The organism is Pseudomonas sp. SJZ078, from assembly GCF_007828255.1.
Taxonomy (GTDB): Bacteria; Pseudomonadota; Gammaproteobacteria; order Pseudomonadales; family Pseudomonadaceae; genus Aquipseudomonas.
Genome location: NZ_VIUG01000019.1, coordinates 84,841 through 106,422, shown reverse-complemented (window position 1 = coordinate 106,422; position 21,582 = coordinate 84,841). Strand labels below are relative to the sequence as shown.

The 21,582-nt window shown below is 62.3% G+C and carries 20 protein-coding genes; 17 read left to right on the top strand and 3 right to left on the bottom strand.

Annotated elements, in window-relative coordinates; genetic code table 11:
- Positions 1-13: 13 nt before the first annotated feature.
- The 13 genes from FBY02_RS17715 (at position 14) to FBY02_RS17655 (ending at position 12,445) form a co-directional block, all read left to right on the top strand.
- The gene (locus FBY02_RS17715; RefSeq protein ID WP_144929550.1) at positions 14-544 is read left to right on the top strand and encodes a prepilin peptidase; all 531 of its coding nucleotides are present in this window, start codon (positions 14-16) and stop codon (positions 542-544) included.
- Between the two features lie 2 nt (positions 545-546).
- Complete coding sequence (locus tag FBY02_RS17710) at positions 547-1,875, top strand: AAA family ATPase (RefSeq protein WP_144929549.1); 1,329 nt, start codon at positions 547-549, stop codon at positions 1,873-1,875.
- Between the two features lie 15 nt (positions 1,876-1,890).
- Positions 1,891-2,706 (top strand): Flp pilus assembly protein CpaB, encoded by an 816-nt coding sequence (gene cpaB, locus FBY02_RS17705; protein ID WP_144929548.1) that lies wholly within the window; start codon positions 1,891-1,893, stop codon positions 2,704-2,706.
- 62 nt (positions 2,707-2,768) lie between these two features.
- The gene (locus FBY02_RS17700; RefSeq protein WP_144929566.1) at positions 2,769-4,088 is read left to right on the top strand and encodes a Tad domain-containing protein; all 1,320 of its coding nucleotides are present in this window, start codon (positions 2,769-2,771) and stop codon (positions 4,086-4,088) included.
- An 8-nt stretch (positions 4,089-4,096) separates the two neighbouring features.
- A complete protein-coding gene (locus FBY02_RS17695) occupies positions 4,097-4,576 on the top strand; it encodes a TadE/TadG family type IV pilus assembly protein (RefSeq protein WP_144929547.1) in 480 nt (159 codons plus the stop codon).
- Positions 4,577-4,584: 8 nt separating this feature from the next.
- Positions 4,585-5,079 carry a TadE family protein gene (locus FBY02_RS17690; RefSeq protein WP_144929565.1) on the top strand — a complete coding sequence of 165 codons (495 nt, stop codon included), beginning with the start codon at positions 4,585-4,587 and terminating at the stop codon, positions 5,077-5,079.
- Positions 5,073-6,293, top strand: a complete 1,221-nt coding sequence (locus FBY02_RS17685) for an AAA family ATPase (RefSeq protein WP_144929546.1) — start codon at positions 5,073-5,075, stop codon at positions 6,291-6,293. Before FBY02_RS17690 ends, FBY02_RS17685 begins: the two co-directional genes overlap by 7 nt.
- 3 nt (positions 6,294-6,296) lie before the next feature.
- Positions 6,297-7,739: a CpaF family protein gene (locus tag FBY02_RS17680; protein ID WP_144929545.1), complete on the top strand. Its 1,443-nt coding sequence runs from the start codon at positions 6,297-6,299 to the stop codon at positions 7,737-7,739.
- A complete protein-coding gene (locus FBY02_RS17675; protein WP_144929544.1) occupies positions 7,736-8,722 on the top strand; it encodes a type II secretion system F family protein in 987 nt (328 codons plus the stop codon). Before FBY02_RS17680 ends, FBY02_RS17675 begins: the two co-directional genes overlap by 4 nt.
- A 27-nt stretch (positions 8,723-8,749) precedes the next feature.
- Positions 8,750-9,715, top strand: a complete 966-nt coding sequence (locus tag FBY02_RS17670) for a type II secretion system F family protein (protein ID WP_144929543.1) — start codon at positions 8,750-8,752, stop codon at positions 9,713-9,715.
- 444 nt (positions 9,716-10,159) lie between these two features.
- The gene (locus FBY02_RS17665) at positions 10,160-11,383 is read left to right on the top strand and encodes a type II and III secretion system protein family protein (protein WP_047699044.1); all 1,224 of its coding nucleotides are present in this window, start codon (positions 10,160-10,162) and stop codon (positions 11,381-11,383) included.
- Between the two features lie 56 nt (positions 11,384-11,439).
- Complete coding sequence (locus FBY02_RS17660; RefSeq protein ID WP_144929542.1) at positions 11,440-12,153, top strand: tetratricopeptide repeat protein; 714 nt, start codon at positions 11,440-11,442, stop codon at positions 12,151-12,153.
- 22 nt (positions 12,154-12,175) lie between these two features.
- Positions 12,176-12,445: a DUF3613 domain-containing protein gene (locus FBY02_RS17655; RefSeq protein WP_144929541.1), complete on the top strand. Its 270-nt coding sequence runs from the start codon at positions 12,176-12,178 to the stop codon at positions 12,443-12,445.
- Between the two features lie 241 nt (positions 12,446-12,686).
- Here FBY02_RS17655 and FBY02_RS17650 read toward each other — a convergent pair whose 3' ends face one another.
- Both FBY02_RS17650 and FBY02_RS17645 read right to left on the bottom strand, forming a co-directional pair.
- Complete coding sequence (locus FBY02_RS17650; RefSeq protein ID WP_024776930.1) at positions 12,687-13,094, bottom strand: PA2817 family protein; 408 nt, start codon at positions 13,092-13,094, stop codon at positions 12,687-12,689.
- Between the two features lie 124 nt (positions 13,095-13,218).
- On the bottom strand, positions 13,219-15,666 hold the full coding sequence (locus FBY02_RS17645; protein WP_144929540.1) for an acyl-CoA dehydrogenase: 2,448 nt from the start codon (positions 15,664-15,666) through the stop codon (positions 13,219-13,221).
- 366 nt (positions 15,667-16,032) lie between these two features.
- Between FBY02_RS17645 and FBY02_RS17640 the strand changes: the two genes are divergently transcribed.
- The 3 genes from FBY02_RS17640 (at position 16,033) to FBY02_RS17630 (ending at position 18,498) form a co-directional block, all read left to right on the top strand.
- Positions 16,033-16,656 (top strand): glutathione S-transferase family protein, encoded by a 624-nt coding sequence (locus FBY02_RS17640; protein WP_144929539.1) that lies wholly within the window; start codon positions 16,033-16,035, stop codon positions 16,654-16,656.
- A 133-nt stretch (positions 16,657-16,789) separates the two neighbouring features.
- A complete protein-coding gene (locus FBY02_RS17635) occupies positions 16,790-17,722 on the top strand; it encodes an ABC transporter ATP-binding protein (RefSeq protein WP_144929538.1) in 933 nt (310 codons plus the stop codon).
- Entirely contained in the window at positions 17,719-18,498 is a 780-nt protein-coding gene (locus tag FBY02_RS17630) for an ABC transporter permease (RefSeq protein WP_047699055.1), read from the top strand. The genes FBY02_RS17635 and FBY02_RS17630 overlap by 4 nt, the downstream gene beginning before the upstream one ends.
- Positions 18,499-18,646: 148 nt before the next feature.
- Here the strand turns inward: FBY02_RS17630 and FBY02_RS17625 are convergent, their stop codons facing one another.
- On the bottom strand, positions 18,647-19,162 hold the full coding sequence (locus tag FBY02_RS17625) for a DUF2062 domain-containing protein (RefSeq protein WP_144929537.1): 516 nt from the start codon (positions 19,160-19,162) through the stop codon (positions 18,647-18,649).
- 144 nt (positions 19,163-19,306) lie between these two features.
- Between FBY02_RS17625 and FBY02_RS17620 the strand changes: the two genes are divergently transcribed.
- Positions 19,307-21,541 (top strand): DNA internalization-related competence protein ComEC/Rec2, encoded by a 2,235-nt coding sequence (locus tag FBY02_RS17620; RefSeq protein ID WP_144929536.1) that lies wholly within the window; start codon positions 19,307-19,309, stop codon positions 21,539-21,541.
- Positions 21,542-21,582 lie beyond the last annotated feature (41 nt).

The window sequence follows — 21,582 nt, the reverse complement described above, 5'->3', positions numbered from 1 at the left end:
CGGGAGACGCGCCATGTCCATGGAATTGCTGGTATCGACATTAGTACTGCTGGGACTGTTGGGTGTGGCGGTGGTAAGCGATCTGCTCCGCCACCGTATCCCCAACTCACTGGTCCTTCTGGGGCTCGCCCTGGGGCTGGCCGGTCAGGTCTACACGGGCGGGATCAGTGGCTTGGGCGACAGCCTGCTGGGCATGCTGATTTGCTTCGGGCTGTTCCTGCCGATGTACGCGGTGGGTGGGATGGCGGCCGGTGACGTCAAGCTGATGACCATGGTCGGCAGCTTCCTGCCGTTCCACTACGCATTGTGGGCCGCACTGTTCAGCCTGATCGCCGGCGGCGTGTGCGGATTTCTGATTGTCCTGGCCCGCGGACAACTGCTGCAAACCCTCGGGCGTTACTGGCTGATCGTTCGGGCCCAGTCCTACCTGGCGCCTACTTCGGACGAAGTGGCCGGCAAACCCTTTCCTTATTCGATTGCGATCCTGATCGGCACATTGAACAGCGTCTATTGGCAACTGGTTGCCGGCGGCTGGGGAGTCTAGTCATGCACGTCATCAACGATAGTGATGCCTATCCCAGTGAGCGGGAGGCGGTACAACGCCTGGCGCCCCAGCCTTGCACGATTCGCGACACCGGCCTGACCGACAGTTTTCTTGGCGAACTGGTGTGCAAGCACCTGCATGACGCCGGTGTGCTGGACATGCCGCGGCTGGTCGAACGGCTGGCGCTGACCGGCGCGGTGCTGGAGGAAGTCCTGGCGTTCTTGCGCAAGGATGGCCGTGTCGAGGTGCTCGGCCAGATCGGTCAGGCCAGTGTGCAGGCCCTGCGTTATGGCCTGACCGAACGCGGCCGCAGTTCTGCCCGGGACGCCCTGGCCCGCAGTGGTTATATCGGTGCGGCGCCGTTCCCGGTGAGCACCTATCGTTCCCTGATCAAGATCCAGACCATCCACCATGGCCGCATCACCGCCAACGACATGCAGCGGGCCCTGTCGGGCGTGGTGCTGAGCCAAGGCATGCTCGACCAGTTGGGCGTGGCCCTGAACTCCGGGCGGGCGATCATGATTTATGGCCCGGCGGGCACCGGCAAGACCTACGTCAGCAGCCGGTTGATCCGCCTGTTTGCCGAGGCCATCTGGGTGCCCCACGCCATTGTCGTCAACGAGTCGGTGATCGAGATCTACGACCCACAGGTGCATCAGCGCCTGGATGACAACAGCCAACCGAACAACCTGATGCTCAACGAAGGCATCGACCGCCGGCTGCTGTGCTGCAAACGCCCCATCGTCATCACCGGTGGCGAGCTGAGCATGGAGCAGCTGGACGTCCGCTACGATCCGTTCACCCGTCAATACCAGGCCGCCTTGCAACTCAAGGCCAGCAATGGCCTGTTCATCATTGACGACATGGGCCGCCAGCGCATGGCCCCGGCCGAGTTGCTCAATCGCTGGATCGTGCCCATGGAAGAGAAGCGCGACTTCATCAACCTGGGCGGTGGCCGGCATTGCGAACTGCCGTTCGACCTCGTCCTGGTGTTCTCCACCAACCTCAATCCGTTGGAGCTGGCCGACGAGGCGTTCCTGCGGCGCATTGGCTACAAGGTCCAGTTCGGTTACCTCAAGCCCGACGAATACGAACGCATCTGGCGCCAGGAATGCGAGCGCCTGGGTGTCCCTTACGACCCGCTGTTGGTGCGTTATGTATTGCAGCGGTTGTATGCCGGCGAGGGCATGCCCCTGGTGCCTTGCCATCCCCGCGACCTGTTGAACATGGCGCTCGACCGCCAGCGCTACCTGGGCGGTTCCGGACCCCTGATGCCGCAAGAGCTGGAATGGGCCTGGCACAACTACTTCGTTCAGCTCGACTTTCTTTGATTCGGAGATACCGACATGAGCTCTCGTACGCTTCCGCTGATTGGCGTTTCCCTGGTAATGGGCCTTGGCGCTGCATGGATGGCCGACTCCTGGTTGAGTGCGCGACTCAATGCGACCCCCGATGATCATCTGCGCAGTGTGGTGGTCGCCACTGTGGAAATCCCCTTCGGGCAAATGGTCGAGGCCCAGCAGGTCACGACCGTACGCATGCCGATGGATACGATTCCGGACGATGCCTTCGACGCCAGTGAAAAGGCCGTGGGCAAGATCGCCACGTTCGACATCCTGCGCGGCGATATCGTGCGCGGTGCGCGTCTGAGCGAACACCTGGGGGGCAGCACCCTGGCCTCGCTGATCGCGCCCGACAAGCGTGCCGTCTCGGTACGGGTCGACGATGTCGTCGGCGTCGGCGGGTTCCTGTTGCCGGGTAACCGGGTCGATGTGCTGGCGACCAAGACCACCAGTGCCGGCAGTAACAGCGCCACGTCCCGGACGATCCTGGAAAACCTGCGGGTACTGGCGGTAGACCAGACCGCGGGCACCGACAAGACCCAACCGGTGGTGGTGCGGGCCGTGACGCTGGAGATGACGGCGGTCGAAGCGGAGGCGCTGGTCACCGCGCAAACCGAAGGCAAGCTGCAACTGGCCTTGCGCAACCCCCTGAACCTGGAGAAGAAAGCCGTGGCTGTCGCACCGCCAGCGCCACCGGTCATGGCGGTAGCCGCCGCTCCGGTACCACGGCCCATCGTGCAACGCGTCGTCAAGGCGCAGGACAGCGCAGAGGTGACGGTGATCCGTGGCATTGAAAGCAAGGTGATCAACCTTCGCTGAGCGGCGTGAACCAGCCTGGTTCCCAGGCGATGGCGATCCTCAATGCAGTCGACGAGGGCGTGATGATGAATTCCGATATCGGACGGCGCCAGGGAGGGGCAGTGAGTGTATTGATGGTGATTGCCTTGGTGGCGATCTCCATGATGGCAGCGTTGGCCCTGGATGGCGGCCACATGCTGCTCAACAAGACGCGTTTGCAGAACGCGGTGGATGCCGCAGCCTTGAGCGGGGCCAAGACCCTGAGCCAGGTCACCGGTGGCCTCAACATGGCCAGCACGACCCGCGTGGCAGCCCTGGACACGCTGAACAAGAACGCCCAGGCCTTGGGCAACACCGAACTGGCCACCGCCGTCGCCGGCAATCCGGGGGCGTTTGCCGTGGTCGAGCTGGCCAGCAGCGTCTATGGCCCGTTCTCTTACCCCGGCCCTGCCGATGCCAAGTACGTGCGGGTGTCGGTATCGAGTTATCAACTGAACGGGTTTTTCTGGAGTTTCGTCCAGACCATGGGCAGCGCCGGTCTGGGTAATAAACGGGTGGCGGCGATTGCCACTGCCGGTCCCAGCCCGACCTCGCCTTGCGATCTGGCACCCTTGATGGTGTGCGGTGACCCCGCCCAATACAACCCGGCGGCCGGCAATTTCTGGGGGTACCACTTTGGTGACCTGCAGGTCTTGAAGACGGCGGCGGGCAATACATCGCCCATCGGGCCTGGCAACTTTCAACTGCTCGATTTCGGCTCCGGCGGCAGTGCGGTTCGGGAAGACCTGGCCGGCGGCGGGTCAGTCTGCCGCAATGTTGGTGATAACGTCCAGACCGCACCCGGCAACAAGGCCGGCCCGACTTCCCAGGGCTTGAACACCCGCTTCGGGATCTACAACGGTCCGGTCAGCTCCTCCGATTACCCACCGGACCTGGTGACCTCGTCGAGTACCCCGGCGATGACTTACGACGATGCACTCGCTAAGGCGAAGTACAAAGGAAAAGTCGTCACCTCGAGCAACGGCGATCTCTCGGCGGACGGCGAGGCGATCAAGGATTACAACGACTGGCGGACCCAGGTCGCCGCCTGTGTCGGCGGAAGCGGCAGCGGTTGTGAAAGCAATGGCGTGTTCGAACGGCGGATGCTCAAAATCGTGATCGGCAACTGCACCGGCAAGCAGGGCGGTTCAACCTCGATTCCCGTGTTGGGATTCGGCTGCTATTTCGTCGTGCAACCGGTGAATGGTGGCGGTACGGATTCCCTGGTCTTCGGCCAGTTCGTCCAGGAATGTGAGGGCGATGGCGTACCGGGCCCCACGCCGTCCAGCGATGCCGGCCCGCAGATCATCCAGCTCTATAAAACCTACCTCAACGGCAGTGGCAATCCGAGCACTGACTCGTAGGAGGCGTCATGGGACTTGTTCAATTCAAACACCCGCAGGCCCAGCAAGGCGTGGCGCTGGTGGAGTTCACCCTGGTGCTGCCCCTGGTGCTGATGCTGTTGCTGGCCTTCGGTGAGTTCGGTCGCATGCTCTACCAGTACAACGTGCTGTTGCAGGCCAGCCGTGACGCCGATCGATTCGTCGCCGGCCAGGCCTGGAACTCTACATTGGGCGGCATCGCCCTGAGTAACACCTTGTTGACCCAGACGAAAAACGTCGCGGTGTATGGCGTGCCCGCCCAGGTCGGCAGCGCCGTAGTGTCCGGGTTGACCACGGCCAACGTGGCAGTCGCTGCGGTGGGCACCACCCATGTCCGCGTCACCATCACCTACACGTTCTGCCCGGTGATCGGCGCGGGTAATTGCACCGGGTCGCTGCCGGGCTTTTTCGGCGCCGCCATGCCGTTGGGCATCCCGCTGGTCGCAACCACTGTGATGAGGGCGCTGTGATGAAACCGATGAACCAGAAGTCCATGCGCGGCACCTACATCGTTGAGTTTTCCTTCGTCGGCCTGTTGGTGTTCATCCTGCTGTTCGGCGTGGTGGAGATGGGCCGGTTGTACTTCACCGCCAACGCCCTGGATGAAGCCGCGCGGCGCGGTGCGCGCCTGGCGGCGGTGTGCAACATCAGCGATCCGGTGGTGTTGCGCCGGGCCATCTTCAACGCCGCGACCGACGCCGGCACCAGCCAACTGATCAGCAGCCTGGCCACCACGAACCTGGCGCTGACTTACCTGGACGTCAACGGCGCCGTGGTGGCGAACCCCTCCGACACGGTCAGTGTCAACGGCTTCCGGGCCGTCCGTTATGTTCAGCTGAGTGTGCAGGGCTATGTGTTCAACCTGTTCATTCCCGGCTTGGGCGTACCCATTACCTTGCCCGCCTTCAGGGCAACCTTGCCACGCGAAAGCCTTGGGCGTCATTCCGATTCCGGGGAGATCACACCATGCTGAACACCAGAGAAACCCCAGTCCCCACCGCCACCGGCAAAGCCGGGTTGCGACTGCTGATCAGCAGCCGCGACGCGGCGTCCCTGCGCGATTTGCAATGCGTCTGCCAGCGCATGCCCTGCCTGGAAGTCAGTACGCGGCTGGTGAGTAATGGGCATGTCGATCCTCTTTACGGCCTGGAGCGCATGCCCGACCTGCTGCTGTTGCGGGTCAGCCACTTATGGCGCGAAGAGCTGGCGGCGTTGCTGCAGCGTCCGGCCCATGAGCGTCCACCGATGCTGGTGTGCGGCCTGTTGGGCGATCAGGAAGCCATGCGCCTGGCCATGCAGGCCGGTGCCCGTGACGTGCTGCCCGAGCCCATTGCCGAGCCCGAATTGGTCGCAGCGTTGAATCGCCTGGTGGCCGAGGTTCGCCTGGGCAGCGGCGCCGAGGGCAAGCTGGTCGCCGTGATCGGCGCCAAGGGCGGCTCCGGCGGGACCCTGGTGGCCTGCAACCTGGCCCAACAACTGAGTGCCCGGGCGGGGAATACCCTGTTGCTGGACATGGATCTGCAGTTCGGCAGCGTGACCCATTACCTCGACGTGGCGCAGTCCCACAGCCATCTGGAAGTGCTGCAGCAGATCGACGACCTGGACAGCATCGCCCTGCGCGGTTTTTGTAGCCACTTCAGCCCGACCCTGCACGTGCTGGGCGGTCGAGCTGGCGAATTGTGCCTGCCCCAGGACGCCCAACCGGAACAGCTCGACACGCTCCTGCAACTGGCCCGCGCCAGCTACGACTGGGTGGTGGTGGACTTGCCACGACAGATCGATCATCTCACCGGCTCCGTGCTGGAGCAGGTGGACCGGGTGTACGTGGTGGTGCAACAGAGCGTCAGCCACCTGCGCGATGCCAGTGCCCTGGTGCGGATCCTGCGCGAGGACCTGGGTGTGCGCGGCGAGCAGTTGCAGATCGTGGTCAACCGCTATGACAAGGCGGCCGCAATCAGCCTCAAGGACATCGGCGAGGCCTTGCGCTGCGCGAACCTGTCCAGATTACCCAATGACTTCAACCTGGTCAGCCAGAGTCAGAACACTGGCGTGCCGTTGGGGCTGCACGCGCCGAGGGCGGCCATCACCGTCGCCCTGCGCGATTTGACCGAAGACCTGGTCGGTCACCAGATGAGCACAGACAAAGGCCTGTTCAAACGCGCCTTCAACCGTTTTTTCGGGGGATGACCCATGATCAGCGATTTTCGCAACCGCTTGCGCAAACAGTCCGGTAAACCCGGCGCCTCAGTGGCCCCCCTGCACGGCGACGGCCAGCCGGACTCGACAGAGGCACTGATGGCCTGGGAACAGGCCGTCCCGGACGTGCTCTACGAAACCCGTAGCCAGGTCACGCCGGTGGAGGCCGAGTGGCGGGAAAGGATCTACCAGCAGTTGCTCAAGGTCATGGACCTGTCCTTGCTCGACGCCCTCGAACAGGTCGAGGCCTCGCGGCAGATTCGCGATATCTGCCAGCGCCTGCTCGACGAGCATTCGGCACCGGTGAGCACCGCCAGTCGTCAGTTGATCATCAAGCAGATCACCGACGAGGTGCTGGGCCTCGGTCCGCTGGAGCCGTTGCTGGCCGACCACAGCGTGTCCGACATCCTGGTCAACGGGTTCGCCTCGGTCTATGTCGAGCGCTTCGGCAAGCTGCAACGCACCGATGTGCGCTTTCGTGATGACCAGCACCTGTTGAACATCATCGACCGCATCGTCTCCAGCCTGGGGCGGCGCATCGATGAGTCCTCACCGCTGGTGGACGCCCGGCTCAAGGATGGTTCGCGGGTCAACGCGATCATCCCGCCGCTGGCCATTGACGGTCCGAGCATGTCGATCCGGCGCTTCGCGGTGGACCTGCTCAACACCGATAGCCTGATCCAGGTGGGCACCATGACCCCGGCCATTGCCCTGTTGCTCAAGGCCATCGTGCGCGGGCGCCTGAACGTGCTGATTTCCGGCGGCACCGGCAGCGGCAAGACCACCATGCTCAATGTGCTGTCCAGTTTCATCCCGCACAACGAACGCATCGTCACCATCGAGGATTCGGCCGAACTGCAACTGCAGCAACCCCACGTGGTGCGCCTGGAAACCCGGCCTTCGAACATTGAAGGGCGTGGCGAGGTGAGCCAGCGGGAACTGGTGCGCAACAGCCTGCGGATGCGTCCGGACCGGATTGTCATTGGCGAGGTGCGCGGTGCCGAGGCGCTGGACATGCTCACAGCCATGAACACCGGTCACGATGGTTCCTTGACCACCATCCATGCCAACACCGCACGGGATGCATTGGGGCGAATCGAGAACATGGTGTCGATGACCGGCGCGACGTTTCCGATCAAGGCCATGCGTCAACAAATTGCCTCGGCCATCGATGTAGTGATCCAACTGGAGCGTCAAGAAGATGGCAAGCGACGGGTGGTAAGCATCCAGGAGATCAACGGTATGGAAGGGGAGGTCATCACCATGACAGAAATCTTCTGCTTTGCACGCCAGGGCATCGGCGAGCATGGCGAGGTGTTGGGTGAGTATCGACCCAGCGGCATGATCCCGGCCTTTCGCGATGTACTGGCCAAGCGCGGCATCGAGTTGCCGCTGACCCTGTTCCGCCCTGAGTGGATGGAGGCCCGGACGTCATGAACAATATTCCTGCCGAATTCATCCTGATTTTCCTGGGCATGGTGTTCATCGCGGTGTTCCTCCTGTCCCAGGGCGTGGTGGTGCCGGTGTTCGGCGAGGCCGGCAAGATGCGCAAGCGCATCCGTGGACGCCTGCATGTACTGGAGAGGGCCAACCATCTGCCCAATATGCAAACCGTACTGCGGCAGAAATACCTGACGCGCCTGTCACCCCTGGAGGCCCGGCTCGAGCAGTTGCCGTTCATGGCCAACCTGACGCAACTGATCGAGCAGGCTGGCCATGAGTACCGCGCCTATCGGGTGATGCTGCTCGGTCTGGTCCTGGGCGTGGCGGCCGCTGCCTTGGTGCTGATGGTTTCGCCGCTCTGGTGGCTGGCACTGCTGGCGGGCTTTGCGCTGTTCTGGCTGCCGGTGCTGAAAATCCTGCGTGACCGCAGCAAGCGTTTCGCGGCGTTCGAGGAAGGTCTGCCGGATGCGCTGGACGCCATGTGCCGGGCCCTGCGCGCCGGTCACCCGTTCAACGAAACCCTGCGGTTGGTAGCCGATGAGCACAAGGGACCGGTGGCCCAGGAGTTCGGCCTGACCTTCGCCGACATCAACTATGGCAACGATGTGCGTCGGGCCATGCTCGGCCTGCTGGAGCGCATGCCCAGCATGACGGTGATGATGCTGGTGACCTCGATCCTCATCCACCGCGAAACCGGCGGCAACCTGACCGAGGTGCTGGAGCGTTTGAGTCGGTTGATCCGCGGGCGCTTTCGCTTCCAGCGCAAAATCAGGACCCTCTCGGCGGAAGGGCGCATGTCGGCCTGGGTGCTGGTGGCGATTCCTTTCGTGCTGGCGATTGCCATCGTGCTCACGAGCCCCAGTTACATGCCTGTGCTGATCAACGATCCCATAGGCCACAAACTGATCATCGGTGCCTTCTGCGCCATGTTGATCGGGATTTTCTGGATACGGAAGATCATCCGGATCCAGGTTTGAACGCTGTCTTGCCGCGGGGTATCAGTCATGGATTTTCTGCTCGGGTTACTCAGTCGGTTTACCGGGAACGAAGAGTTGGCTCGTCTGTTGTTCGTCACGGCGATTGGTCTCAGTACGGTGCTGACCGTAGTGGCGTTGCTGTTGCTGATGTTGGGGTTGCAGGACCCGGTCCAACGGCGCCTGGCGCTGATCAAGCGCGGCTATTCGGGCAGCGCGGCGGGGCATGAAGCGCCCGGGAACCTGCAGCTGCTGCTCGAACGGATCGGCCAGCGCTTCGCTTCGGCAGACCCGGCCCAGACGTCCGCTACCCAGACCCTGCTGACCCACGCCGGTTACCGCTCGGCGTCGGCGGTGCAGATGTACTGGGCCGTGCGCCTGATGCTGCCGCTGTTGATGCTCGGCCTGGCGCTCTTGCTGCTGCCGCTGATCAAGGTGTCCGTGATCATCGGTCTGCTGGGGGTGACCATGATGGTGGGCATCGGCTGGCTGCTGCCGGCGCTGTATGTCGGCAAGCGCAAGCAGGCGCGCCAGACCCGGTTGCGCGCCGCATTCCCGGATGCGCTGGACCTGATGGTGGTGTGCGTCGAGTCGGGCCTGGCCCTGCCCACGACTATCGAACGGGTGGCCGAGGAAATGGCAGTGAGCCAGGTTGAACTGGCCGAGGAATTGGCACTGGTGAATGCGCAGATCCGTGCAGGCATCACCAGTACCGAGGCGCTCCGGCAACTGGCCATGCGCACCGGCCTGGAGGACATCCAGGGGCTGGTCAGCCTGTTGGCGCAGAGCATCCGCTTCGGCACCAGCGTGGCCGATACCTTGCGTATCTATGCCGACGAATTCCGCGATAGGCGTACCCAGGCGGCCGAGGAAATGGGGGCGAAGATCGGTACCAAACTGATTTTTCCGCTGATCTTCTGTTTGTGGCCGAGTTTTTTCCTGGTTGCGATTGGGCCGGCCATGATTGGGGTGTTCAGGGCGTTTGGGAATATGTAGCTGTGTGAGGGAGACCTTTATAGCCGGCCTGACTGCATTGGGTGTACACAAGTCCTCTGTGTGCGGGCTTGCTCGCGAAAGCTGACCATCGGCCAATGCAGAGTCGCGTGACGGATCGCTTGCGCAAGCAAACCCGCTCCTACAAAGACTTCAATCGTGTAAAAGACAGTTTATTGACGCTGATTTTGACATGGCTTTCACCTCCGCCACTTTTCAGACGTTTTTTTTATTTTCGGCGTGGCGCTTTGCCATAGGTGAACTACCGTCAATCAGAAGTGAGCAAGGTGGCCAGTAAATCGCCTCCCACGCGAACTGTTTGTATCAGTCACCGTTCGATAACCCGGGTTGATTCCGGGTGATAAGACAGGGGTAGCCCGGACCCCATAAATGATCCGAGGCAACTGGTCACGTCCAAGGACGGCCTGTTCTGTCGAGGAGCATTCTATGAGCTATCGTACCGCGCCCGCGTTAAAACACTTTATCCATGGCCTGTTCCTGATGGGCCTCGGCCTGGATGCGGCACACGCCGCAGCCAGCAATTGTTCGCAACTGGACAGTCTGCCGGCGACCTTCGAGGTTGGCCAGGGGCTCCAGAACGAATTGCGCATCCTGGCCCCAGTGACAAAACTGGCAGTGGGCGACCCGAAAATCGCCGACGTGCAGCCCAGTGGCAGCGACGCCTTCATTCTCACCGGCATAGCACCGGGCGCTACCAGCCTGATGGTCTGGACGGCGTGTTCGAAGATGCCCCGCCAGAGCATGATCTTCGTCAAGGGCCGGGCCACCGAGGCGCTGACCACTGCTGCGAGCGTGCCGTCCGAAGATCCGATGCTGCTCGCCCAGGTACAGACCGACATCCGTTTCGTTGAAGTCAGCCGGACCAAACTCAAGGAGGCCTCGACTTCGATCTTCGGCAGCCGCGGCAACTTCCAGTTCGGCTCGCCGAGGACCCTGCCCACCATCGGGGGCGTGGTCCGGCCTTCGTTGCCAGTCAATAACGACATGTTCAACCTGTCCTTCGCCACCGGGCAAACCTTGCTGATGATCAACGCGCTGGAAGGCAGCGGCTTTGCCTATACCCTGGCGCGGCCGAGCCTGGTTGCCCTCAGTGGGCAGAGCGCGAGCTTCCTGGCCGGCGGCGAGGTACCGATTCCGGTGCCCAGTGCCGGCAGCGACAACGTGTCTATCGAGTACAAGGAGTTCGGTATCCGCCTGACCCTGACACCGACGGTCATCGGCAAAAGCCGAATCGCATTGAAGGTCGCTCCGGAAGTCAGCGAGCTGGACTTCACCAATGCCGTGAACATTGCCGGCACGCTGGTTCCGGCGCTCACCGTGCGCCGTACCGATACCAGCATTGCCCTGGCCGACGGCGAAAGTTTCGTCATCAGCGGCCTGATCAGCACGCGCAACGCCTCCCAGGTGAACAAATTTCCCGGCCTGGGCGACATCCCGATTCTCGGCGCCTTCTTCCGTAACCACTCCATCGACCGTGAAGAACGGGAACTGTTAATGATCGTCACGCCGCACCTGGTCCAACCGCTGGCCGCCGACGCGCAACTGCCGACCTTGCCGGGTGAACAGCTGCGCAACTATGACCCGAATTTCTATCGCATGTACTTCCTCGAACACGGTGAGTTCGACAACCGCAGCGGGCTTTCTCAATGAGCCGGCGCCTGATGTGCGAGGGGGTGGGGGGTCAGCCTGGTATCGGAGGACATTCCATGAAAGCAGTGATCGCGATAACGGCGACGTTGATACTCGCCGGCTGTGCCAGTAACGGCGTAGTCGCTTCCCGGCCGTCCAGTTGCGCCAGGCCCAGTTCCGATCAGGAACTGGCCCTGAACCTGGCGGATGACATGGCCAATGACGGGCGTCTGTATGCCAGCCTGGCGAACCTCGAAGGTCTGCCGGAAGACCTCGTCCAGGTCCGCCTGCGCAAGGCCCGGGTACTGCGCCTGATGGGCCGTAACGAAGCCGAACCGTTGTATAAGAGCCGGCTCGGAACCTGCCTGGCCGCCGATGGGGAGCATGGCCTCGGCCAGTTGGCCGCTGCCAGGAATGATAATGACAGCGCCACCGAACACCTTGAGCGCGCAGCGAAAATGGCCCCGACCGAAGGAAAAATCCGCAATGACCTGGGCGTCGTCTACCTCAATCAACGCCGGATACCTGAAGCGCGTTTCGAGTTCATGACCGCCATGGAACTCAGGCAAGCGGACTCCCTGGCCGCCCTCAACATGGTGACGTTGCTGATCTACCAGGACAGCTGGAAGCAAGCTGCCGAACTCGCGAACATGGCCAGGCTGAGCCCCGCACAAGTGGCCGATGCCCAGGCCCGCGCAGAGAAGATCAGAGGGGCAGCCACCAAGACGGGAACGACACAGGCAGACCGTTCGAATGAGGTTGTCGATGCTTCATCCGGCGCGGCCAAGTAGAGCGTTACGAGGAGTTCAAGAGATGAAAACGAAACAGCTGTTGATCGTCTGCATCGCATGCCTGTCCACCTTCGCCTGGGCAATCGAGCCGGGGCCCTCTTCGACCGCGCAACAAGGCACCGAGAGCTGGATGCAGTTGCAGATTCGCGGCGTGGTTGCATCCACCAATCTGCAAACCGTCTCCGCCGCCGAGCGTGAAATGGCCATGCAGCGCTGGCTCAATAGTTTCAACTATCCGATTCCGGAGTTCTTTGACCAGGATTCGGGAGGAGAAATCGGCAGCAGCAAATGAGTCCAGCAGAAAACCAAAAGGATCGTCCGAAGGCGTTGCTGCGTTCGGACGATTTTTTACGCCACCACGAAGCGAGCTTGCTCGCGATGGCATTGGCACATTCAACACTTGCGTGACAGACGCTCCGCTATCGCGAGCAGGCTCGCTCCCACAGTATTTTGCTTGCCCAGGATCGTCAGATTCCGACCAAGAAAAAAGCCCGCAGGGTTAACCGTGCGGGCCTTTGCATGACTGATCGCAATCAGTGCTTGCTGTCCTGGTCAGACATCGCCAGCAATTGCTTTTCCTGGTTCCAGTCGAAAGGTTCGTCGTTCTGTTCGGCTTCGAAACGACGTTCTTCGAGGGCCTGGTACAGGTCGATTTCCTCGTCGGGCATGTAGTGCAGGCAATCGCCCCCGAAATACCACAGCAGGTCACGCGGCACCAGGTGGGCGATCTGTGGATAACGGACGATTACCTGGCAGAGGAGGTCCTGGCCCAAATACTGGCTTTCGATGGGGTCGACGGGCAGTTGCGCGCGCAATTCATCGAAGCGCTCCAGGAACAGCGCATGGCTTTCTTCGGGAACCTGTTCGGCCTCACCTACGGCGACCAGGATGCTGCGCAAGTGGTCGAGCAAGACAAGGTGATCGGCAACGACATTGGACACGAGATAAGTCCTCAAGAGCAAAACGGGCGCGGGAGTATAAAGCCCCTGCGCCGGTTTTTACATCGCCGTGGGTCAGCGTGGGGCCAGTCCTTTGTGGCGAGGGGAAAAATCTCCTCGCCTTAAATCAACGAACCTTGCCCTCGGCGAGCGTCAGAGCCTCTTTGTCGAAGTCGTCAACGTCGATCACCTTGCGCCGCGCAGCTTCGGCGGCATGCAGGGTCTGGGCTTCGCCGGCCTGCAGCACACCGGCTTCGAGGGCCGCGTCGATAAGGTGCTCGCCGGGAACCGCCTTGAGCTGACCATGCTTGAGCGCCGCGTGCAACTTCTTCTGCAACGGCTGGGCGGCCGTCAGCAGGTTGGCGGCATGTTGCAGGGCGCCGACCGGATCGTCGACCGAGAGCGGGCGATAGCAGCCCTGCAGCAATTCCTCGAGGGTCGGGTCGCCCTTGGCCCGGCCGATCACTGCCGCCACTTCTGCGTCCAGCCTGTCGCTTGGCCCCTTGTGGCGACGGCCGAAGGGGAACACCACACAGCGCAGCAGGCCACCGAGCAGCCGGTTCGGGAAATTGGCCAGCAGTTCGTCCAGTGCACGCTCCGACTGGCCGAGACTCTCCTCCATCGCCCAAGTGAACAGTGGCGTCATGTGGTCCGGCGAATCCAGGTCGTGATAGCGCTTGAGCGCCGCCGAGGCCAGGTAAAGGTTGCTCAACACATCGCCCAGGCGCGCCGACAGGCGTTCTCGACGCTTGAGCTCACCGCCCAGCAGCATCATGCTCAGGTCTGCCAACAGGGCAAAGGCCGCTGCCTGTCGATTGAGCGCGCGGAAATACCCCTGGCTCAGGGTGTTGCCGGGAGCCCGGTCGAAATGCCCCAGGCCCAGGTTCAGTACCAGGGTGCTGGCGGCGTTGCTGATGGCGAAGCCGATGTGCTTGAGCAACAAGCCGTCGAACTCCACCAGCGCCTGATCCTTGTCTTCACGGCTCGCCAAGGCCATTTCCTTGAGCACGAACGGATGGCAGCGGATCGCCCCCTGGCCGAAGATCATCAGGTTGCGCGACAGGATGTTCGCGCCTTCCACGGTGATGAAGATCGGCGCGCCTTGCCAGCTGCGCCCCAGGTAGTTGTTCGGGCCCATGATGATGCCTTTGCCGCCATGCACATCCATGGCGTGGCCTATGCACTCGCGACCGCGTTCGGTCAGGTGGTACTTGAGGATTGCCGACAGCACCGAGGGCTTTTCCCCCAGGTCCACCGCGTTGGCGGTCAGCATGCGGGCGGCATCCATCATCCAGGCATTGCCACCGATACGCGCCATGGCTTCCTGGATGCCTTCGAAGGCGGACAACGGCACGTTGAACTGTTCGCGCACCTGGGCGTACTGGCCGGTCACCAGGCTGGTGAACTTCGCCGCGCCGGTGCCCACGGCCGGCAGGGAAATCGAACGGCCCACCGACAGGCAGTTCATCAGCATCATCCAGCCCTTGCCAAGCATGGGCTGGCCGCCGATGAGGAAGTCCAGCGGGATGAACACATCCTTGCCCCAGTTCGGCCCGTTCATGAACGCCGCGCCGAGGGGCAGGTGACGCCGGCCTATATGAACGCCGGGAGTATCGGTGGGAATCAACGCGAGGCTGATGCCCAGGTCTTCTTCGTCCCCCAGCAGGTGATCGGGATCATAGGCCTTGAAGGCCAGGCCGAGGAGGGTGGCCACGGGGCCCAGGGTGATGTAGCGCTTCTCCCAGTTCAGGCGCAGGCCCAGGGTTTCCTGGCCTTGCCAGTCACCTTTGCAGATGATGCCAGTGTCGGGCATGGCCCCGGCGTCGGAGCCGGCCAGGGGACCGGTCAGGGCGAAGCACGGAATATCGTCGCCACGGGCCAGCCGCGGCAGGTAATGGTCGCGCTGTTCCTCCGTACCGTAGTGCAACAGCAGCTCCGCCGGGCCGAGGGAGTTGGGGACCATCACCGTGGAGGCCAGGTCGCCGCTGCGGGTGGCCAGTTTCATCGCTACCTGGGAGTGGGCGTAGGCGGAGAAACCCTTGCCTCCGTATTCCTTTGGAATGATCAGTGCGAAGAAGCCGTGCTCCTTGATGTGTGCCCAGGCTTCGGGCGGCAGGTCCATGGCCTGGCCGATCTGCCAATCGCTGACCATGGCGCAGAGTGCTTCGGTGGGACCGTCGAGGAATGCCTGTTCTTCCTCGGTCAGTTGCACCTTGGGATAGGCCAGCAATTGGTCCCAATCCGGACGGCCGCTGAACAGCTCGCCATCCCACCACACCGTACCGGCGTCGATGGCATCGCGTTCGGTCTCCGACATGGGCGGCAGGGTCTTCTGGAACCAGTCGAACATCGGCGCGCTGAAATATCGGCGGCGCAGGTCCGGCAGCAGCAAAGGCGCCGCGATGGCGGCGAGCACGACCCAGAGGATCAGCATCAGCGCGCCCGGCGCATGGCTGAATATGCCCATCGCCAGCAGGTACACCGCGATGATACCCAGCGCGGGCAGCGGGGCGATGCGCCGATGCGCCAACCAGGCTATCCCGACGACCAGAACCAGTATCCACAACAACAGCATAGGTAGTCCTCCGTGAACCAGGGCAAAACCGACCCACAGAGCTTAGACGGCATCTGTAAAAGCGGCGGTCGGCGCGATGTGATTGATTTCGTGGGAAACCCCGGATGCATTGCGCCAGTCTGGTTGGCAACAAGCGTGGGAAATGGTTCGTTGCAAAAGTGAGAAAGCGCCATTGTTTGGCTGAAATGGCATTAGCCGCAGATAGGTTTGAGACGTGAGATGACCAGGGCGAAACGCAAAAACTGTGGCAAGGGGATAAATCCCCTCGCCACAGGGAAAAGTTAGGCTCTGGATCGTGGTGACAATTTGAGTCGCGACTGATCCGGCGTATGCTGCTGCGGCATTTATCCACTGAGGGGAACCGTGATGCTGAAGATCTGGGGCCGGAAGAATTCATCGAATGTCCGCAAGGCACTGTGGTGCGCCGAAGAGCTGGGGCTGGCCTTCGAGGCCATCGATGCGGGCGGCGCATTCGGGGTGGTGGACACGCCGGAGTATCGGGCGAAGAACCCCAACGGCCGTGTCCCAATGATCGAAGACGACGGTTTCGTGCTGTGGGAATCCAACGCTATCGTGCGTTATCTGCTGGCTCGTCATGCACCCGGTTCAGCCTGGTACCCGACCGATCTCCAGGCGCGGGCCACGGCTGACAAATGGATGGACTGGACCACGTCGTCCTTTGCCGGACCGTTCCGCACCGTGTTCTGGGGCGTGCTGCGCACGCCAGCCGAGCAACAGGACTGGCCCGCCATCCGGGCGGCGATCAAGGAATGCGAGGGCTTGCTGGCAATGGCAGACGAGGCCTTGAGTGAGCGGCCCTATCTCTCGGGTGAGGAAATCGGCATGGGCGACATTCCGTTGGGCAGTTTCATCTATGCTTGGCTCGAAATGCCCATCGAGCGGGTGGCGCAGCCTCATCTCGAAGCCTGGTACCGGCGGTTGCAGCAGCGTCCGGCTTACCGCAAGGCCGTCATGACCGCGTTGACTTAATACTTACTATCGACACGCGTGACTGTACTTGTGCGGCGGCGCCAAGCACCATGGCCTTCGTGCGCCATGGTTGTATTGCTCGCCGCGCGCCCTCATGTATTCCTTTCCTCTCTTCTTGGTGCGTAGATCCGATATGAGTTCCGCTCTGTCCATCCGGCAGCTAACCAAAACCTACGGCAACGGTTTCCAGGCCCTGAGTGGTATCGATCTGGACGTCGCCGAAGGTGATTTTTTCGCCTTGCTCGGCCCCAACGGTGCCGGCAAATCCACCACCATCGGCATTCTTTCCACCCTGGTGAACAAGACCAGTGGCACGGTGAATGTCTTCGGCCATGACCTGGACCGCGAGCCCGCGGCGCTCAAGCGCTGCATCGGCGTGGTGCCCCAGGAGTTCAATTTCAACCAGTTCGAAAAGACTTTCGACATCGTCGTGACCCAGGCGGGTTACTACGGCATCCCGCCGAAGATCGCCAACGAGCGAGCCGAGCAGTACCTGACCCAGTTGGGGTTGTGGGACAAGCGTGACGTGCCGTCCCGTTCATTGTCCGGCGGCATGAAGCGCCGACTGATGATTGCCCGTGCGCTGGTGCATGAGCCGCGCCTGCTGATCCTCGACGAACCGACCGCAGGCGTGGACATCGAGTTGCGTCGATCGATGTGGACCTTCCTGACCGAGCTGAACCAGAAAGGCATCACCATCATCCTCACCACCCATTACCTGGAAGAGGCCGAACAGCTGTGCCGCAACATCGGCATCATCGACCACGGCACCATCGTCGAGAACACCAGCATGCGGCAATTGCTCAGCCAACTGCACGTGGAGACGTTCCTGCTGGATCTGAAGGGCGACCTGAAGGCCGCCCCCCAATTGATCGGCTATCCGGCCCGACTGGTGGATCATCGCACCCTGGAAGTCCAGGTGGATAAAAGCGTCGGCATCACCGGGTTGTTCACTCAACTGGCCCTGCAGAACATCGAAGTGCAGAGCCTGCGCAACAAAACCAATCGCCTTGAGGAGCTGTTCGTGTCCCTGGTGGAAAAAAACCTGGCAAAGGTGGCGGTATGAGTTCCGAACTACGACCCAACCTCATCGCCCTCAATACCATCGTTTACCGTGAAGTCCGGCGCTTCACGCGGATCTGGCCGCAGACCCTGCTGCCGCCGGCCATCACCATGGTTTTGTACTTCGTGATCTTCGGCAACCTGATCGGTCGGCAGATCGGCGACATGGGCGGTTTCACGTACATGGACTACATCGTGCCGGGGCTGATCATGATGTCGGTGATCACCAACTCCTACGGCAACGTGGTGTCGAGCTTCTTCGGCAGCAAGTTCCAGCGCTCGATCGAAGAGTTGATGGTGTCGCCGGTTTCGCCCCATACGATCCTGATCGGCTACACCCTGGGCGGCGTGTTGCGCGGCCTGGCGGTGGGCCTGATCGTGACCTTGCTGTCGCTGTTCTTTACCCATCTGCAGGTGCATCACCTGGGCGTGACGGTACTGGTGGTGGTGCTCACGGCGACGATCTTTTCATTGCTGGGATTCATCAACGCCGTGTTTGCGCGCAACTTCGATGACATTTCCATCATCCCCACGTTCGTGCTCACGCCGCTGACTTACCTGGGCGGGGTGTTCTATTCCATTTCCCTGTTGCCACCGTTCTGGCAGACCGTGTCCCTGGCCAACCCGGTGTTGCACATGGTCAACGCCTTCCGCTTCGGCATCCTCGGGGTATCGGATATCCGCATCAGCGTTGCGATCACTTTCATGCTGGTGGCGACCGTGGTGCTGTATATCGGTTGCGCCCGGTTGCTGGTCAGTGGGCGTGGCATGCGTACATAAGCGAGAGCGCGTCGCCTTCTTCGCGAGCAAGCCCGCTCCCACAGAGAATTTGTACACGACTCCTGTTCCTGTGGGAGCGGGCTTGCCCGCGAAGGGGCCAGGACAAGCACCCAAAAAACGGGCCCCTGAAATGGAGCCTTTTCGTATCTCACATCCGGCTTTTCTTGCGCCGGTGCCATTGCCGGGCCACCCACCAGCGCCAATAACTCATGGTGACGAAGTAGGCCAGGGCGCCAAGCACCAAGCCGGTCACCACCGACCCCAGCAGGAACGGCTGCCACAAGGTGGACAGTTGTTCGGTGATCCACGCCCAGGTCAGTTCGTCCGGCAGCGTCCGGGCAGGCACGTCCATCAGCCAGGCGCCGGTCTGGTAGGTGCAGAAGAATACCGCGGGCATGGTGATGGGGTTGGTCAGCCAGACCAGGCTTACCGCAATCGGAATGTTGCCCCGCACTGCAACGGCCAATGCTGCCGCCAGGAGCATCTGCAAGGGAATGGGGAGAAAAGCCGCGAACAGGCCGACCGCCATGGCCCTGGCCACGGAGTGACGATTGAGGTGCCAGAGGTTGGGGTCATGCAGCAGGGTGCCGAGAAAGCGTAAGGATTTGTGTTCCCGAATGCTAGCTGGGTCAGGCATGTAACGTTTGAATAGGCGCCGGGGCATAAGGCTTCTCGGTCGGTTCAAAGCAATGAAGCGGCAAGTATGTCCGGATTCTAAGACCGGCAGATTCAGAGTTTGTGACAATTGATAACGCGCACGGTGCCGCAGACCGGCTAAGCCTGGAGAAAGGACTCTCAAGGACGGGTTATGCGCACAGGGTTGGTCGCGCTTGCACTGGGGCTGGTGGCCCCGGTTTTCTTTCCGGCGTTGCCGCCGTTGTGGCTGGTCGCGGCGATGCCGATCCTGGCGCTGATGGTGCTGCCGTTTCGAGCGTATCCGCTGGGTTTTTTCCTGTTGGGGTTGGCCTGGGCCTGCCTGTCGGCGCAAACAGCATTGGACGAACGCCTACCGGCCGCACTGGATGGTGAAACCCGCTGGGTTGAAGGACGGGTCATCGGTTTGCCGCAATACAGTGAAGGCGTGGTGCGCTTCGATCTGGTCGAGGCCCGATCGCGACGCACCCGCCTGCCGACGTCAATGCGCCTGGCCTGGTTCGGCGGGCCACCGGTGAGCAGTGGCGAGCGGTGGCGGCTGGCGGTGAAGCTCAAGCGGCCTGCCGGGCTGTTGAACCCACACGGTTTCGACCATCAAGCCTGGTTGTTGAGCCGGGGCACTGGCGCTACCGGTACGGTCAAGGATGGCCGGCGCTTGCAATCGGCCCGGGGCGCTTGGCGCGACGGGGTGCGCCAAGCGCTGGCACAGGTCGATGCCCAAGGCCGCTCCGGGGCGCTGATGGCATTGGTCCTGGGCGATGGTGGCGGGTTGAGCCGTGAAGACTGGCAGGTATTGCAGGACACCGGCACTGTCCATTTGCTGGTGATTTCCGGTCAGCACATCGGCCTGCTTGCAGGCCTTATGTACCTGCTGGTGGCCGGTGCGGCGCGTTATGGCCTGTGGCCGAGACGTCTGCCGTGGTTACCTTGGGCCTGTGCCTTGGCCTTCATCGCGGCCCTGGGCTACGGTTTGCTCGCCGGGTTCGAAGTGCCGGTGCGGCGGGCCTGTGCGATGATCGGCCTGGTGCTGTTGTGGCGCTTGCGCTTCAAGCATCCCGACTCCTGGCGGGCGTGGTTGCTGGCCTTCGATGGGGTGCTGTTGTTCGATCCCTTGGCCAGCCTGCGACCGGGGTTCTGGTTGTCATTTGCCGCGGTCGCGGTACTGATGTTCACGTTCGGCGGGCGTCTGGGGCCCTGGCGCTGGTGGCAAACCTGGACCCGCGCCCAGTGGCTGGTGGCGGTCGGGCTATGCCCGTTGTTGCTGATATTGGGCCTGCCGGTGAGTCTCAGCGGGCCGCTGGTGAACCTGTTGGCGGTGCCCTGGATCAGCCTGCTGGTATTGCCGTCGGCATTGCTCGGCACGGTGTTGCTGCCGGTACCGCTCATCGGCGAAGCGCTGCTATGGATTGCCGGGGGCTTGCTCGATCTGCTGTTCAAGGGCCTTGCGCTGGTGGCCGGGCGAATACCGGCCTGGGTCCCCGTCCCGATCCCTCTGTGGGCGTGGTGCATCGCCGCGCTTGGCGCTGTCGTGCTGTTACTGCCAAAGGGCGTACCGCTGCGTGTGCTGGGTTGGCCGATGTTGCTGCTGATGGTGTTTGCGCCACAGGAAGAAGTGCCGCCAGGGCGAGCGGAGGTCTGGCAACTGGATGTGGGCCAGGGACTGGCAGTGCTGGTGCGCACCCGTCGTCACAGCCTGCTCTATGACGCAGGGCCTCGTTTTGGCGATGCCGATGTGGGCGAGCGTGTCGTGCTGCCGACCTTGCGCAAGTTGGGTGTACGGAAGCTGGACCTGATGCTGCTCAGCCATGCCGATGCCGATCACGCCGGTGGCGCCCAGGCCGTGCGCAACGGGCTGGCAACGCTGCGGGTGATCAGCGGCGATCCGGCCGCGCTGCCTGTCGTCCTTGAAGCCGAGGCTTGCGACAGCGGCGAACAGTGGGAGTGGGACGGCGTCCGCTTCGAAGTGTGGCAATGGTCATCGGCTCTTGAAAGCAACCAGAAATCCTGTGTGCTGCTGGTCGAAGCCAACGGCGAGCGGTTGCTGTTGACCGGCGATATCGACGTCCATGCCGAACGTGCCTTGCTCAATGGCCCGCTGGCAGTGCCGACCCAGTGGCTGGCCGCGCCCCATCATGGCAGTCGCAGTTCATCGTCCATGGCATTGCTGTCGCGCCTCGAGCCGCATTCGATTTTGATTTCCCGAGGTCAAGGCAACACGTTCGGCCATCCCCATCCCCAGGTGATGGCCCGGTATCGACGGTTGGGCATGGCCATCTACGACAGTGCCGAACAAGGCGCCATTCGTCTGCAACTAGGGGCCTTCGAGGTGCCGGACTCCCAGGCCCGCCGCCGGCGATACTGGCGCGATCCGCCGCCTGCGGGGCCATGAGCCGGACATTGACCCAGGTCGCTTCCAGGCGCAGTTATCGG

Coding starts and splice junctions, on each gene's coding strand:
- FBY02_RS17630 (WP_047699055.1), top strand. CDS start 17,719: ATGAGTTCCGAACTACGACCCAACCTCATCGCCCTCAATACCATCGTT.
- FBY02_RS17715 (WP_144929550.1), top strand. CDS start 14: ATGTCCATGGAATTGCTGGTATCGACATTAGTACTGCTGGGACTGTTG.
- FBY02_RS17685 (WP_144929546.1), top strand. CDS start 5,073: ATGCTGAACACCAGAGAAACCCCAGTCCCCACCGCCACCGGCAAAGCC.
- FBY02_RS17710 (WP_144929549.1), top strand. CDS start 547: ATGCACGTCATCAACGATAGTGATGCCTATCCCAGTGAGCGGGAGGCG.
- FBY02_RS17680 (WP_144929545.1), top strand. CDS start 6,297: ATGATCAGCGATTTTCGCAACCGCTTGCGCAAACAGTCCGGTAAACCC.
- FBY02_RS17700 (WP_144929566.1), top strand. CDS start 2,769: ATGATGAATTCCGATATCGGACGGCGCCAGGGAGGGGCAGTGAGTGTA.
- FBY02_RS17655 (WP_144929541.1), top strand. CDS start 12,176: ATGAAAACGAAACAGCTGTTGATCGTCTGCATCGCATGCCTGTCCACC.
- FBY02_RS17675 (WP_144929544.1), top strand. CDS start 7,736: ATGAACAATATTCCTGCCGAATTCATCCTGATTTTCCTGGGCATGGTG.
- FBY02_RS17645 (WP_144929540.1), bottom strand. CDS start 15,666: ATGCTGTTGTTGTGGATACTGGTTCTGGTCGTCGGGATAGCCTGGTTG.
- FBY02_RS17635 (WP_144929538.1), top strand. CDS start 16,790: ATGAGTTCCGCTCTGTCCATCCGGCAGCTAACCAAAACCTACGGCAAC.
- FBY02_RS17695 (WP_144929547.1), top strand. CDS start 4,097: ATGGGACTTGTTCAATTCAAACACCCGCAGGCCCAGCAAGGCGTGGCG.
- FBY02_RS17690 (WP_144929565.1), top strand. CDS start 4,585: ATGAACCAGAAGTCCATGCGCGGCACCTACATCGTTGAGTTTTCCTTC.
- FBY02_RS17625 (WP_144929537.1), bottom strand. CDS start 19,162: ATGCCCCGGCGCCTATTCAAACGTTACATGCCTGACCCAGCTAGCATT.
- FBY02_RS17620 (WP_144929536.1), top strand. CDS start 19,307: ATGCGCACAGGGTTGGTCGCGCTTGCACTGGGGCTGGTGGCCCCGGTT.
- cpaB (WP_144929548.1), top strand. CDS start 1,891: ATGAGCTCTCGTACGCTTCCGCTGATTGGCGTTTCCCTGGTAATGGGC.
- FBY02_RS17640 (WP_144929539.1), top strand. CDS start 16,033: ATGCTGAAGATCTGGGGCCGGAAGAATTCATCGAATGTCCGCAAGGCA.
- FBY02_RS17670 (WP_144929543.1), top strand. CDS start 8,750: ATGGATTTTCTGCTCGGGTTACTCAGTCGGTTTACCGGGAACGAAGAG.
- FBY02_RS17665 (WP_047699044.1), top strand. CDS start 10,160: ATGAGCTATCGTACCGCGCCCGCGTTAAAACACTTTATCCATGGCCTG.
- FBY02_RS17660 (WP_144929542.1), top strand. CDS start 11,440: ATGAAAGCAGTGATCGCGATAACGGCGACGTTGATACTCGCCGGCTGT.